The 14,716-nt window shown below is 67.0% G+C and carries 11 protein-coding genes; 5 read left to right on the top strand and 6 right to left on the bottom strand.

All coding sequences use genetic code 11. The features are described 5' to 3' along the window. The first annotated feature begins 31 nt into the window (after positions 1-31). Positions 32-1,372, top strand: coding sequence for a 4-aminobutyrate--2-oxoglutarate transaminase (gene gabT, locus PT015_RS03220; RefSeq protein ID WP_285188756.1), 1,341 nt, complete (start codon positions 32-34; stop codon positions 1,370-1,372). 4 nt (positions 1,373-1,376) lie between these two features. Here the strand turns inward: gabT and PT015_RS03215 are convergent, their stop codons facing one another. After that, the gene (locus PT015_RS03215; protein ID WP_285188753.1) at positions 1,377-1,871 is read right to left on the bottom strand and encodes a hypothetical protein; all 495 of its coding nucleotides are present in this window, start codon (positions 1,869-1,871) and stop codon (positions 1,377-1,379) included. 550 nt (positions 1,872-2,421) lie between these two features. Here PT015_RS03215 and car point away from each other — a divergent pair. Continuing rightward, positions 2,422-5,910 (top strand): carboxylic acid reductase, encoded by a 3,489-nt coding sequence (gene car, locus PT015_RS03210; protein WP_285188751.1) that lies wholly within the window; start codon positions 2,422-2,424, stop codon positions 5,908-5,910. Positions 5,911-5,981: 71 nt separating this feature from the next. On the opposite strand, the gene PT015_RS03205 is transcribed toward car, so the two are convergent. The 5 genes from PT015_RS03205 to ruvC all read right to left on the bottom strand — a co-directional run bounded on the left by PT015_RS03205 (position 5,982) and on the right by ruvC (position 9,678). Further along, the gene (locus tag PT015_RS03205) at positions 5,982-6,605 is read right to left on the bottom strand and encodes a hypothetical protein (protein WP_285188749.1); all 624 of its coding nucleotides are present in this window, start codon (positions 6,603-6,605) and stop codon (positions 5,982-5,984) included. Positions 6,606-7,019: 414 nt separating this feature from the next. After that, on the bottom strand, positions 7,020-7,403 hold the full coding sequence (locus PT015_RS03200) for a DUF1304 domain-containing protein (RefSeq protein WP_285188747.1): 384 nt from the start codon (positions 7,401-7,403) through the stop codon (positions 7,020-7,022). Between the two features lie 30 nt (positions 7,404-7,433). Next, positions 7,434-8,489, bottom strand: a complete 1,056-nt coding sequence (ruvB, locus tag PT015_RS03195) for a Holliday junction branch migration DNA helicase RuvB (RefSeq protein ID WP_285188746.1) — start codon at positions 8,487-8,489, stop codon at positions 7,434-7,436. Beyond that, a complete protein-coding gene (gene ruvA, locus PT015_RS03190; RefSeq protein WP_285188744.1) occupies positions 8,486-9,076 on the bottom strand; it encodes a Holliday junction branch migration protein RuvA in 591 nt (196 codons plus the stop codon). The genes ruvB and ruvA overlap by 4 nt, the downstream gene beginning before the upstream one ends. A gap of 47 nt (positions 9,077-9,123) precedes the next feature. Beyond that, a complete protein-coding gene (gene ruvC, locus PT015_RS03185) occupies positions 9,124-9,678 on the bottom strand; it encodes a crossover junction endodeoxyribonuclease RuvC (RefSeq protein ID WP_285188743.1) in 555 nt (184 codons plus the stop codon). Positions 9,679-10,105: 427 nt separating this feature from the next. On the opposite strand from ruvC, the gene PT015_RS03180 reads away from it, so the two are divergent. The 3 genes from PT015_RS03180 (at position 10,106) to PT015_RS03170 (ending at position 14,706) form a co-directional block, all read left to right on the top strand. Next, positions 10,106-12,796 carry a PGRS repeat-containing protein gene (locus tag PT015_RS03180; protein ID WP_285188742.1) on the top strand — a complete coding sequence of 897 codons (2,691 nt, stop codon included), beginning with the start codon at positions 10,106-10,108 and terminating at the stop codon, positions 12,794-12,796. 503 nt (positions 12,797-13,299) lie between these two features. Continuing rightward, entirely contained in the window at positions 13,300-14,109 is an 810-nt protein-coding gene (locus tag PT015_RS03175) for a sulfotransferase family protein (protein WP_285188741.1), read from the top strand. 60 nt (positions 14,110-14,169) lie between these two features. Further along, positions 14,170-14,706, top strand: coding sequence for a hypothetical protein (locus PT015_RS03170; RefSeq protein ID WP_285188740.1), 537 nt, complete (start codon positions 14,170-14,172; stop codon positions 14,704-14,706). Positions 14,707-14,716: the final 10 nt, after the last annotated feature.

Genomic DNA, 14,716 nt, shown 5'->3' with positions numbered 1-14,716 from the left:
GCCCGCGTCGTCGCCGGGCTAGTCTTTGGGCGTGTCTGCCATCGAACAGAGCCGCCATCTGGTCACCGAAATCCCCGGTCCGGCTTCGCTCGAACTAGCCAAACGCCGCGCCGCAGCGGTGTCGGCCGGCGTCGGTCAGACCATGCCGGTGTTCGCTGCGCGTGCTGCGGGCGGCATCGTCGAGGATGTCGACGGCAACCGGCTGATCGACCTGGGTTCAGGTATCGCCGTCACCACCATCGGCAATTCCTCTCCTCGGGTGGTCGACGCGGTGAGCGCGCAGGTCGCCGACTTCACCCACACCTGCTTCATGGTGACGCCGTACGAGGAGTACGTGGCCGTCGCCGAACGCCTGAACCAGCTCGCACCCGGGTCGGGCGAAAAGCGTTCGGTGCTCTTCAACTCCGGGTCCGAGGCGGTGGAAAACGCCGTCAAGATCGCCCGCTCGCACACCAAGAAATCCGCGGTGGTGGCCTTCGACCACGCCTACCACGGGCGCACCAACATGACCATGGCGCTGACTGCGAAGTCGATGCCGTACAAGAGCGGTTTCGGCCCTTTCGCTCCGGAGATCTACCGGGCTCCGATGTCGTATCCGTTCCGCGATGGGCTGATCGACAAGGAGATCGCCACCGACGGTGAATTGGCCGCCCGCCGGGCGATCGACATCATCGCCAAGCAAGTGGGCGCCGACAACCTCGCCGCGATCATCATCGAACCCATCCAGGGCGAGGGCGGATTCATCGTGCCGGCCGACGGCTTCTTGCCGACCCTGCTGCGGTGGTGTCGCGAGAACAACGTCGTCTTCATCGCCGACGAGGTGCAGACCGGGATCGCCCGCACCGGCGCGATGTTCGCCTGTGAGCACGAGGGCATCGAGCCCGACCTCATCTGCATCGCGAAGGGCGTCGCGGACGGGCTTCCGCTGTCCGCGGTCACAGGCCGCGCGGAAATCATGGATGCCCCACACACCAGCGGCCTGGGCGGCACTTACGGCGGCAACCCGGTGGCCTGCGCGGCGGCGCTGGCGACGCTGGCCACCATCGAGGCCGATGGGCTGGTCGAACGCGCCCGCGAGATCGAACGACTCATGAAAGACCGGTTGCAGGCTTTACAGGCGTCCGACGATCGCATCGGCGACGTGCGCGGCCGCGGCGCGATGATCGCCGTCGAGTTCGTCGACCCCGACACCGCCGAGCCCGACGCCAAACTGACCAACGCGCTCGCGGCCGGCGCGCATGCGGCCGGCGTAATCGTGCTCACCGCAGGCACATTCGGCAATGTGATCCGCTTCCTGCCGCCCCTGACGATCAGCGACGAGTTACTCAATGAGGGCCTCGACGTGTTGACCGACCTGCTGGCGAAGCTGTAGCGGCCTACGGCTGGTCGGTCGGCACCGCCCCGAACACCATCAGCAGCGCTTCTGGGTTATCTTGCAGCGCTTGGTGAATCGAAACCATCGACACGTCGGTCCGGTCTGTTGAGACGACGAGAACCGATGCGTTCTGATAACGATCGATGGCGTCACGCACCGTGACCAGCGCGATCGGCGGCGCGATCAGCTTCTCGGGCATATCCGCGGTGAACGGCATCCGTAGCGTGCCGGGTAATGGCTCCAGCCAACCGAATTCGACCAGCAGACTGACCCAGCCGTTGTCGCCGAGCTTGTAATACTCGGCGACCTGGCGAAGCTCTTCGGAGTTAGGAAAGCTGTCGTCGAAGCCGCGACCGGTGCCGCTCGGCTCGCCGTAGTAACTCGCCCGCGTCAGGCCACACGCCCTGCGCATCTCCTCGATGGTCACGTCGGCGCCGGCGATCTCGGCCTGCAGGAAGGCTTTGAGCGGCCGGCCACGCCTGTCTGTGCGGGTCATAACCGGACACCGTATTTCACGCCGGGAACCGGCAAATGAGCTGCTATTTCCCTAAAATCCGTCCGGTTTCCAGAACTTATTCGGCGGTAAAATCGTTGTCTGCCAACGGCTGCCGTGGCAGGAAATCTCAAAACTATGCGGGCAGTACACATTTGCACCCACCTCCAGAGTTGCGAAAGTGCAGCTGCGCGACAGACCGGGACTTCGAGACGGTCCGGCCTGGGCTGAGGTAACCCGAACATGGCTAGCGGGTCGACGCGCCCAATCGACACGGCGCGTGGAACACGCTTCGCGCGTTCCTGCGGGCGAGTCACACCTCGAAGCCCATGCCGAAAGGGCTTTATGTGCGTGGAACGACCGTTCTCCACGAATACCCGGCAGCTCCGGATTCCACGCGGACGGATCACCACCCCGCGACCCCGTGCAACACGTCACACATAACGCTGGATCGGCTACTCGTGGAATATCGTTACCTTTGCTAACGTAGTACTCAATACGTGCAGCGTCGCACCGATAGATTTCCCCGTTCGTAAAGTTGTGAGGTTCTGATATGTCGATCGAGACCCAGGAAGACCAGGAACGTCGCGCAGCAGAGTTCGCCGTCAACGACCCCGAGTTCGCCGCCGCACGGCCCGACGAGAACGTCAGCGCAGCCATCGAAGCGGCCGGCACCCGGTTCCCCGCCGTCGTCGAGGCCGTGCTCGACGGTTACGCGGACCGGCCCGCACTGGCGCAGCGCGCATTTGAATTGGTCAAGGATCCGCAGACCGGCCGGACGACCGCCGCACTGCTCCCCTGGTTCGACAAGATCACCTACGCCGAACTCGCCGACCGCGTGGGCCAGGTGTCGCGCGCCCTGGCAGACGGCGTAGTCGAACACGGCGACCGGGTCTGCGTGCTGGGTTTCACCAGCGTCGACTACACCACCATCGACGTGGCCCTGGGCACCGTCGGCGCTGTCTCGGTCCCACTGCAGACCAGCGCGGCGATCGCGCAGCTGCAGCCGATCGTGATCGAGACCGAGCCGACCGTGTTCGCCGCCAGCGTTGACTACCTCTCCGACGCCGTCGACGTTATCCTCGCCGGCACCGAGGCCGGCCACACCCCAGACCGACTGGTGGTCTTCGACTACCGCACCGAACTCGACGACAATCGCGACGCCCTCCAAGCCGCCCGCGAACGGCTGGCCAGCCTCGACGTGACCGTCGAGACGCTGGACGAACTGCGCGAGCGCGGAGCGAAATCGCCTGTGGTACAGGCTGTTCAGAACGACGACGATCCGTTGGCGTTGCTGATCTACACCTCGGGTAGCACCGGCGCCCCCAAAGGCGCGATGTACCCGCAGAGCAACGTGGCCAAGATGTGGAACCGGTCGACCAAGAACTGGTTCGGGCCGAGCGCCGCGTCGATCAGCCTCAACTTCATGCCGATGAGCCACGTGATGGGTCGCGGAACCCTGTACGGCACGCTCGGCAACGGTGGCACGGTGTACTTCGCCGCCAAGAGCGATCTGTCGACACTGCTCGAGGATCTGCGCCTGGTGCGGCCCACCGAACTGAACTTCGTTCCGCGCATCTGGGAGATGCTGTTCAGCGAGTACCAGAGCGAGACCGGCCGACGCACCGCCGAGGGCGTCGACCAGGAGACCGCCGAATCACAGGTGCTGACCGAGTTGCGCCAGGACCTCCTCGGCGGTCGCTTCATCTTCGCGATGACCGGGTCCGCCCCGATCTCCCCCGAGCTCCGGCGCTGGGTCGAGGCCCTGCTGGAGATCCACCTGGTGGACGGCTACGGCTCCACCGAAGCGGGAATGGTGTTGCTGGACGGCGAGATTCAGCGCCCCCCAGTCGACGACTACAAGCTGGTCGACGTTCCGGATCTGGGGTACTACGCCACGGACCGGCCGTATCCCCGGGGCGAGTTGCTGCTCAAGACGCCGAACATGTTCCCCGGCTACTACAAGCGGGCCGAGACCACGGCCGGTGTGTTCGACGAGCACGGCTATTACCGGACCGGCGACGTCTTCGCCGAGATCTCCCCGGACCACTTGGTCTACGTCGACCGCCGCAACAACGTGCTCAAGCTGGCGCAGGGCGAGTTCGTCACGCTGGCCAAGCTCGAGGCGGAGTTCGGCAACAGCCCGCTGGTCCGCCAGATCTACATCTACGGCAACAGCGCCCAGCCGTACCTGCTCGCGGTCGTCGTTCCGACCGACGAGAACGTATCGAAGTCCGCGATCGCCGAGTCGCTGCAGAACGTCGCGAAAACCGTTGGGCTGCAGTCCTACGAGGTGCCGCGTGACTTCATCGTCGAGACCACGCCGTTCAGCCTGGAGAACGGCCTGCTGACCGGGATCCGCAAGCTGGCCTGGCCGAAGCTCAAGCAGCACTACGGCGAGCGCCTGGAACAGCTCTACGCCGACCTCGCCCAGGGTCAGGCCAACGAGCTGTCCGAGTTGCGACGCACGGGCGCGGACGTGCCGGTGCTGGAGACCGTCAGCCGGGCCGCCGCGGCGTTGCTGGGCGCGGCGAAGTCCGACCTGACACCGGATGCCCACTTCACCGACCTCGGTGGAGACTCATTGTCCGCGTTGACATTCGGCAACCTGCTGCACGAGATCTTCGAGGTCGATGTGCCGGTCGGGGTGATCGTGAGCCCGGCCAACGACCTGCAGGCCATCGCCGACTACATCGAGGGTGAGCGCCAGGGCAGCAAGCGACCCAGCTTCGCGTCGGTGCACGGCCGCGACGCCACCGAGGTGCACGCCGCCGACCTGACGTTGGACAAATTCATCGACGAAGCGACGCTGGCCGCGGCGCCCGGCCTGCCGCAGGCCGGCAGCGAGGTGCGGACGGTGCTGCTGACCGGCGCGACCGGGTTCCTCGGTCGCTACCTGGCGCTGGACTGGCTCGAGCGGATGAGCCTGGTCGACGGCAAGGTGATCGCCCTGGTGCGCGCGAAGTCGGACGACGACGCGCGAGCGCGCCTGGACAAGACATTCGACAGCGGTGATCCAAAGCTGTTGGCGCACTACCAGAAATTGGCGGCCGACCACCTGGAGGTCATCGCCGGCGACAAGGGCGAGGCCAACCTCGGCCTGGATGCCGAGACCTGGCAGCGACTTGCCGACACCGTCGACCTGATCGTCGACCCGGCCGCCCTGGTCAACCATGTGCTGCCCTACAGCGAGCTGTTCGGCCCCAACGCGTTGGGAACCGCCGAACTGCTGCGGATAGCGCTGACTACAAAGCTGAAGGCATTCACCTACGTGTCGACGATCGGCGTGGGCGATCAGATCCAGCCCGGAAAGTTCGTCGAGGAAGCCGATATTCGTGACATCAGCGCTACGCGGCAGATTCACGACGGGTACGCCAACGGCTACGGCAACAGCAAGTGGGCCGGTGAGGTACTACTGCGCGAGGCCAACGATCTGTGCGGTCTGCCGGTCGCGGTGTTCCGCTGCGACATGATCCTGGCCGACACCACCTACGCGGGCCAGTTGAACCTGCCCGACATGTTCACCCGACTGATGCTCAGCGTGGTCGCCACCGGTATCGCGCCCGGATCGTTCTACGAACTCGATGCGGAGGGCAATCGGCAACGCGCGCACTATGACGGTCTGCCAGTCGAATTCATCGCCGAGGCGATCTCGAGTTTGGGCGCACAGCACGAGACCGGGTTCCACACGTACCACGTGATGAACCCCTACGACGACGGCATCGGCCTCGACGAGTACGTCGACTGGTTGATCGGCGCCGGGTATTCCGTTCAGCGGGTCGGGGACTACGCGGCCTGGCTGCAGCGGTTCGAGATGACGCTGCGCGGTTTGCCGGATCGCCAGCGGCAGTACAGCCTGTTGCCGCTGCTGCACAACTACCAGAAGCCGTCGGCTCCGCTCAACGGGTCGATGGCGCCGACGGACAAGTTCCGCGCCGCCGTGCAAGAGGCGAAAATCGGCCCGGACAAAGACATTCCGCATGTCTCGCAGCCGGTGATCGTCAAGTACATCACCGACCTGCAGCTGCTCGGACTGCTCTGAACCCAACACGAAACAGAAGCCTGGGTCGTGGATCTCGAAGGATCACGACCCAGGCTTCTGTCTGACGTCTGCTAGTGACTTGCCGCGCCGGCGCTGCTCCGACGGAACAGCCCGTTGCTCTCCTCGCGCCGGTGCCGACGCGGTGCCGGAGTCAGCACCTCGGTGCGGGCCGACTCCGAGAATGCGTTGAAAGTGTCTGACTCGACCGGAGTTTCGGCCATCTGCTGGGCCAGTTCGACGTCGCGTGCGGTCCGGATCGTGACCCTGGCCAACACCGCGCCGCCGACGAAGACGATCAACGCGCCAAGCCCAGAGAAGGAGGCGATCTCGATCGCGGCGCGCTTGGCGTCCGTTGCGGCGATGGGGTGGCCGACGTCGCCGAGGCGCAGCGTCGATGACAGGGTGCGACCGACGACGAACCAGGCGCCGGCGATCACGGCGAGCCAGCCGCCGAACATGGCGGTCACCCGGTTCCCGGAGATCAGCAGCAGGAATCCACCGGCCACAGTGACGACTCCCGGGAACACCTCGAGCCATGCCCGCGCCGTGCTCCAAACCCAGGGCTCGCCGGGGGTGTACGCGAAATGGAAGTACGGTCCGATGAAGGGGATCAACGCTCCCCACGCACCGAGCGCCAGTAAGAGCAGTCCACTGACAGCGCCTCGGCTGCGCGGCATGTGCAAGGTGCCATTCATTTTTTCGAGTTCTCCTCAAACAGTGGACACCGGAGTGTCAAGAGCGTGCTGAGTACCCCTACGCCCCGGCTTTGCCACTTGGTGCCGTCAACGTGCGCGTCACGGTAATGCCCGCGCCTTAGACAGGCCTCAGAGCCGACTCATTAATCCACAGCTGGGCAACGATGAGGACCGACGGGAAAACGCATTTACCGAGGTCTATGCGACAGGTGGTCAAGGTCAGCAATTGCCGGGTTTATTCAGGATCGCGTCGACCGACGCGCCCGATGGTGACCAGACGAGGTAGGGAAATTCGCTACAGCGGCGATCACACCGCGTGTTCGGGTCAGCGCACAGGGAGCGGAGTTACATCCGAACGACCGGCCTGCGCCCCAAGCCGGCAAGCATCATCGTGAGCTTCCAGCTCACCAAGAACTAGTGCAGGCCGGCGACCAGTAACACCACCGCGATCGCCGGAAAGAGGCCCTGGGTCAATGCCGCCCGTGCCTTGTCCGGTGCAGACGCCAGCAGCACGACGGCCGCCGCGGCCATCGAGCCGACGCCGGCGAAGATCAGTGCCGCGCCAATGTCCGTGTGCCCCAATTCGATTGCCACAATGCCGACAGCGCCGACAATGGCGAGAAACAGGTTGTAGAACCCCTGGTTGAACGCGAGGAGTTTGGTGGTCTCCGCCTCCTCGGCGGTGGTACCGAACGCGGCCCGGGTGCGCTTGCTGGTCCATGTCAGCGACTCCATCGTGAAGATGTAGACGTGCAGCAGCGCGGCCAGCCCGGCGAATACCAGTGCGGCAGTGATCATTACGACCTCCAAATCTTCGGCGGCGACCCGCTACTCGAACAGTCCCGTCTGCCCCAAACCGCTGGCGCGCGGGGGTGGTGTCATCCCTAAGTGCGTCCACGCCTGCGGGGTTGCGACCCTGCCGCGCGGTGTGCGGGCAATCATGCCCGCCCGCACCAGGAAAGGCTCGCACACCTCTTCGACCGTGGTGGCTTCTTCGCCCACAGCCACCGCGAGCGTCGACACCCCGACCGGGCCGCCACCGAAGCTGCGGGTCAGCGCCGACAGCACCGCGCGGTCCAGCCGGTCGAGGCCGAGCTCGTCGACGTCGTAGACCGCCAACGCCGCCTTGGCGACGTCGCGAGTGATCACGCCGTCGGCCCGCACCTCGGCGTAGTCGCGCACCCGGCGCAGCAGCCGGTTGGCGATGCGTGGGGTCCCCCGCGAACGGCGTGCGATCTCCGCGCCCGCCTCGCGACCCAACTCGATGCCCAGGATTCTCGCGGAGCGGCTCAACACCCGCTCCAACTCGGCCGGTTCGTAGAAGTCCATGTGCGCGGTGAAGCCGAACCTGTCCCGCAGCGGACCGGTCAGCGCGCCCGACCGGGTGGTCGCCCCGACCAGAGTGAACGGCGCGACTTCGAGCGGAATCGACGTTGCCCCAGGGCCTTTGCCTACAACGACGTCGACCCGGAAATCCTCCATCGCCAGATACAGCATCTCTTCGGCGGGCCGGGCGATGCGGTGGATCTCGTCGATGAATAGCACGTCGTTCTCGACGAGGTTGGAGAGCATCGCCGCCAGATCGCCGGCGCGCTCCAGCGCCGGCCCCGACGTCACCCGCAGCGAGGACCCGAGCTCGGCGGCGATGATCATCGCCAGCGACGTCTTGCCCAGCCCCGGCGGGCCCGACAGCAGGATGTGATCCGGTGTGCCGCCGCGGTTCTTGGCCCCTTCGATAACCAGCTGCAACTGCTCGCGCACCCGCGGTTGACCGATGAACTCCCCGAGCGATCGCGGGCGCAGGCTGGCGTCGACGTCGCCCTCGCCGACGGTCAGCGCCGCGGAGACCTCCCGGTCTTCGGGTTCGTCGTCGTCGGGGCTCATTTCGTCTTCCCGAGCAACGACAGCGCCGACCGCAGCGCCGTTGAGGTGGTGGCCTCCTCGTCGGCGGCGAGTACCTTGTCGGTGGCCTCCTCGGCCTGCTTGATCGCAAAGCCAAGTCCGACAAGCGCTTCCACCACCGGGCCGCGAACGCTGTGTCCGTTGACGGCGACCCCGGCAGACGGCGAAATCGGGCCGATCTTGTCGCGCAACTCGAGCACCATCCGCTCGGCGCTGCGCTTGCCGATACCCGGCACCCGGGTGAGAGCGGTGACGTCACCGTCGGCGAGCGCCTGCCGTAAAGCGTTGGCGTCGTAGACGGCGAGGGTGGCCAACGCAATTTTCGGGCCGATGCCGGACACGCCGAGCAGCGTCAGGAACAGGTCTCGTGCGTCGCCGTCGGGAAAGCCGTAGAGCGTCATCGAGTCTTCGCGAACGATCATGGCGGTGATCAGGCGCGCCTCGCTGCCGCGCCGCAACGTGGCCAACGTCGACGGCGAAGCCATCAGCTTGTATCCGACACCCGCGGCCTCGATCACCACATGGTCGAGAGCGATGTCGATCACCTCGCCGCGGACCGACGCGATCATTTAGCGCCGCTCCTTCTCATCGCTTCGCTCTGCATCGTCGCCGGCGGTCACTGGGCCGCCTTCAGCTTGGCCTGGTAGTTGCGGCGCTGCTCGGCCGCCATCGCCTCGGCGGCGGCCATCCGGGCGATCATCGGCGCGCGCCAGCAGTGGCAGATCGCCAGCGCGAGGGCGTCGGCGGCGTCGGCTGGTGTCGGCTTCGTTTGCAGCGCAAGGATTTTGGTGACCATCGCGGTGACCTGAGCCTTGTCCGCCCGGCCGTTGCCGGTGACCGCCGCCTTGACCTCACTGGGCGTATGGAAGTGCACATCGATGTTGCGCTTGGCGGCTGCGAGCGCGATCACGCCGCCTGCCTGCGCGGTGCCCATTGCGGTGTTGGCGTTCTGATTGGCGAACACCCGCTCGATCGCGATCACGTCCGGCAGATGGGTGTCCATCCAGTGATCGACGGTGTCGCTGATCGTCAGGAGCCGCCGCTCCAGCGGCTCGTCGGACGGCGTGCGCACCACGTCGACGTCGAGCGCGATGACCTGGCGGCCACGCCCGCTTTCGATGACGGACAGCCCGCAGCGCGTCAAGCCGGGGTCGACGCCCATCACGCGCATAGTGGGTCTCCTACCTTGCGAACGCTTGTTCGATGAAGAGTAACCAAGATCCGCATGGTGACGACGGTGGACACGCGGGTGCGACGCCGCTGAAAGCGGCGCCGGTTGCCGATAGGCTGAGCGAAACCGAGGGGACGCAGCGGTTCCCCAAGGAGACCAAGCAGGTCGACCATCGCGAACCCACTCGGCCGATCAGCGCGATATTCGCCCGTTCCTTGCGGCCGGAAATTTAATTAGCGCCGTTCACCACGGATGGAAAACAGCTAATTCGTAAACCTTCGGAATCTGCCTTTGAGCTGCGGCGATAGAATTCCAAGATCAAATTCGAAGATTATTCAAGATCTTTTTCCCAAACTCTTCCCATCGTTGGCCCTGAGGTCTAACTTAGCGAACGCTGAGAAAAACTTATCCTGGGGGAAGGTCCGTCATGGCTGGTCAACATCGTTCGAAGAAGAACAAGAGCAAGGCCCGCCGGCGTAGGGGCGCAATCGGCCTCGGTGGCGGCGCGAGCGCGTTCCTGGCACTGGGCCTCGGACCGCTGGCCGCCGCGCCGGCAGCGCACGCCGACGACTTCGGGCTGGACGCGATCTTCGATCCGATCGTGGCCTCGTTCACGACTATCGACCCGGCATTCGGCGCGAGCCTGGGCACGTGGTTCGACAGCATCGACACCGCGCTGAGCGCGTGGTTCGTCGCCGACCCCACGTCGGGCCTGGACTCCGCCTTGGGTGCGGCGTCGACCCTCGACGCCTCGGGTTCAACAGATCCATTCACCGCGTACCTCCAGGACCTGGGCCAGCAATGGATGGACAGTCCGTTCGGACAGAGCGTCGACACGATGCTCAACCAGTGGTACGAGGCGGCCAGCCCCGCGAACTCGGTTTCTGACTCCTGCGGATTCATCTGCAACGGCATCGATGGAACCGCGGCCAACCCCGACGGCCAAGACGGCGGAATGTTCTTCGGCAACGGTGGTGACGGCTACACATTCACCACCGGCGCGCTTGCGCAGAACGGTGGTGACGGCGGTGACGCCGGGATGTTCGGCAACGGCGGTGACGGTGGTGCCGGATACCTCGGCGGCAACGGCGGCGACGGCGGCCTCGGCGGACTGTATGGAGGCAACGGTGGTCTCGGTGGCGACGGCAGCGGCCTCGGCATCGGCGGCAACGGCGGCGACACCGGTCTGTACGCCTTCTACGGCTCCGGAGGCAATGGCGGCGACGGCTTCAAGGGCGGCAACGGCGGCGACGGCGCAACCTACGGCTCGTTCGGCAATGGTGGCGCGGGCGGCAACGGTAGCGACGCGACCGCGACTCAAGAAGCGGGTTCGGGCGGTAACGGCGGTAACGGCGGCCAGTTCTCGTTCCTGGGCTCCGGCGGCACCGGCGGCAGCGGTGGTGCCGGCTTGACCGGTACCGCAGGCTCGTTCACCACTGGCGACGGCACCGGCGGCAACGGAGGCGACGGCGGCCTCGGCGGTAACGGCGGCGCAGCCGGGCTGTTCGGCTTCGGCGGCAGCGGCGGCGCCGGCGGCGTTGGCGGTAACGGCGGCGTCGGCGCGGCCGGCGACTTCGACAATGCGGTCTCGCAAGGCTTCGGTGGCACCGGTGGCATCGGCGGCACGGGTGGTGATCACGGCCTAGCGGGCGGCGCGGGCACATCATCCGGTTTCGCCGGCGCAAGTGGGTTCGACGGCAACGGTGGCTCGGGCGGCGCCGGCGGTGTCGGCGACTCGAGCGCGGTGGCCGGCACGACTGCCACCGGCGGTGCCGGTGGGGCCGGCGGTGCGGGCGGCGTCGGAACCGCGGATGCGGCCGGCCAGGGCGGCGGCGGCGGCGGTGGCGGCGGCTTCGCCTCGACCGAAATCAACAACAGCGGACTCATCGGCGGCACCTCCACCGCGACCGGCGGTGCGGGTGGCGTCGGCGGCGCCGGATCCACTAGCGCGGAAGGCGGCAGTGGTGGCCAGGGCGGCTACGCGCAGCTCAACGCCAACGGCGGGTCGATCATCAGCGGCAAGGCGGTCGGCGGTATCGGCGGCGCCGGCGGCACGAACGGCGGCACCGGCGGTGACGGTGGCTACGCTCTGATCGATTCCAACGGTGCCGGTAGCACCGCGACCGGCTCTGCCACCGGCGGGGCGGGCGGCGCCGGCATCGACGGCGGCCAGGGTGGCAACGGCGGCTTCGGCAACCTCAGCGGCGGATTCGGAAACGACTCTGCCGATCCGGCCCACAGCGGCACCGTCAGCGGTTCCGCCACTGGCGGGCCGGCGGCAGCGGCACCGGAGAAAACAGCGTCGGGGGCGACGGCGGCCGCGGTCGTATCGCAGCTTCTGCCGGTAGCTTCGCCGGATTCTCCGGACCCGGCTTCGCGAGCGGCACCGCCACCGGCGGCGCCGGCGGCGCGGCCCTCAACGGCGGCGTCGGTGGCACGGGCGGCGCGGGTGTGCTTTCGGGTGGCATTGGCGAAAACGTCACCGGTGGTGTGGTCGTCAACGGCACGGCGACGGGCGGCGCTGGTGGCGTTGGTCAGGCTGCCGGCGCGATGGGCGGCAACGGCGGTGACGGCAAGGTCTTCGCCGAGTACGCCAACAGCGTCGTCAACAACGGCACCGCGGTCGGCGGGGCCGGCGGTGCCAGCGGCACCGGCACGGGTGCCGGAGACGGCGGCAAGGGCGGCCTCGGGTACTCGTTCACCAGCGGTACCGCCACTGGCGGGGCGGGCGGCGCCGGCGGTGCCGGCGGCACAAATGGTGCGGAGGGCGGTACCGGTGGGGCCGGCGGCGAGGCCCGCACCAACTTCGGTACCGGCAATGCCACCGCTGGTGCGGGTGGCGCAGGCGGCGCGGGCGGCTCCGCTGCTGGAGCCAACGGTGGAGCCGGTGGAGCCGGCGGCTTCGCGAACGCCAATGCCGGTAGCGGCTCGGCAATCGGCGGCGTCGGCGGGCCGGCGGCGCGGGCAGCTCGGCAGCGGCCGGCGGCGCCGGCGGAGACGGCGGTATCGGCAACTTGGCCAACACCGGCACCACGGCCATCACCGCGACCGGCGGCGCAGGCGGGGCCGGCGGGGCCGGTGGCAGCGCGGCCGGAACCTTTGGCGGCGATGGTGGTGACGGCGGCCTCGGAACTGCCACGACCGCCAATGGCACGGGCGGGGCCGGCGGAGCGGGCGGAGCCGGCGGTACCGGCGTTACCGCATTCGGCGGCAACGGCGGCAACGGCGGCGATGGCACTAGCGCGGGCGCCAACGCCGGCACAGGTGGAGCCGGTGGAGCTGGCGGCAAGGGCGGCGCCACGATCGCCGGCCTTCCCGGGACCGACGGCGGCGATGGTGTCGGCGTAACCGGTACGGCTGGCACCCCAGGGACCAACGGGTAGGCCGGGCCGGCAGATCCTCGCGAAACGCGAGAACGGCAACCGCGGCCCGGTCCAAAGACTCGGCCGCGGTTGTCGTTTCGGCGGCGGGGTGCTGTACGGACATGTTCATCTGTCTCGCAACGGGTTTCGTCGTTGCCAGTCGAAATGACACGCGCGTGCGGGCTGCGTGATTAGAGTTGCCACTGTGGCTCCATCGCACGGGCATCACCGAGGAACAGACGTCGAGAAAGAAGCGAAGATGACCGCCATCCACTTCATCTCGGGTCTACCGCGCTCCGGGTCGACACTGCTGGCCGCACTGCTGCGGCAGAATCCGCGCTTCGAGGCCGGCATGTCCGGTCCACTCGCCGGCCTGTTCGGCGCACTGCTGGGTGAGATGAGCGCCCGCAGCGAATACTCGGTCTTCATCGATGACGCCAAGCGCCAGCGAATCTTGCGCGGCCTGTTCGACAACTACTATGCCCACAGTCCGGCAGAAGTGATCTTCGATACCAACCGGGCCTGGTGCGCGTGGATGCCGGCCATCGTCCGGCTGTTCCCCGACGCCAAAGTCATTGCGTGCGTGCGGGATATGCCGTGGGTGATCGACAGCATCGAACGGTTGGTGCAACGCAACGTCTTCAGCCCATCGTCGATCTTCAACTACAGTGCCGGCGGCACCGTGTACACCCGCGCCAACGTCGTCGCATCGGCCGACGGACTGGTGGGCGGGCCGTACGACGCGCTCAAACAAGCGTGTTTCGGCGCGCAGAAGCACCGCCTGCTGCTCGTTCAATACGAGACTCTGACCGCCGACCCGGCCAAGACCATGCACGCCATCTACGACTTCGTCGGCGAACCGGCATTCGAGCACGACTTCGAGCACGTCGACTACGACGTCACCGAGTTCGACGAGCGGGCCGGCACACCGGGCCTGCATACCGTGGGCAAGACCGTGAGGGCCGTGGAGCGCGAAAGCCTGCTGCCACCAGATCTGTTCAATCGCTTTGTCAACGACGCATTTTGGCGCGACGCGGGCGGCCTCCCCGAGGGACTGCGGATGGTGTGAGCTCGCAAGCTACCTCGGCAATGACGCCACAAATGCGGATGGGCGCGATACCCTCGGCCAATGCCTGACGAACCACTCGCCGAATCCGCAACAGTGGCAAGCCCTGCGGGAACGCCACCCACTCCGGAACACTCGCGCAGTTTCGCCCAACTGGCGAACTACGCGGCGCTGGCCCTCGCCGTCGTCGCCGTTGCCCTGGCCGCGCTGGCCTATTTCCACCCGGCACACCACGGCGCCGCCGCTCCGGTCCAACAGAGCGGTGACGCAAAGGCAAACGTGTGCGGGGCTTTTGGCGCGGTTCGGAAAGCTGTGGTGCTCAACACCCATCTGCAGACCCCCGAGAACAATCCGATCGGCGAGCTCGCGGTGGCCGGCAATGCCCGATTGGCTCTCGTCGGCGGAGGCGCCTACCTGCAGCGCACGCTCGCCGCCAACACGGCCGCCCCGGCCGATCTCACGAAGACCGTCAGTGCGTTCGCCGATACGATCGGACAGCTCGGAATCGGCTACCTGGCGGGAGGAACTCCCGACACCTTGCAGCCGTTGCGGCACAACCTCGACAGCCAAATCAGCGACGCCGCGAAGGCCTGCTCCTGACGGTGGTGTG

This window comes from Candidatus Mycobacterium wuenschmannii (assembly GCF_030252325.1).
GTDB lineage: Bacteria > Actinomycetota > Actinomycetes > Mycobacteriales > Mycobacteriaceae > Mycobacterium > Mycobacterium wuenschmannii.
This window is presented reverse-complemented; position numbering and strand designations above follow the sequence as displayed.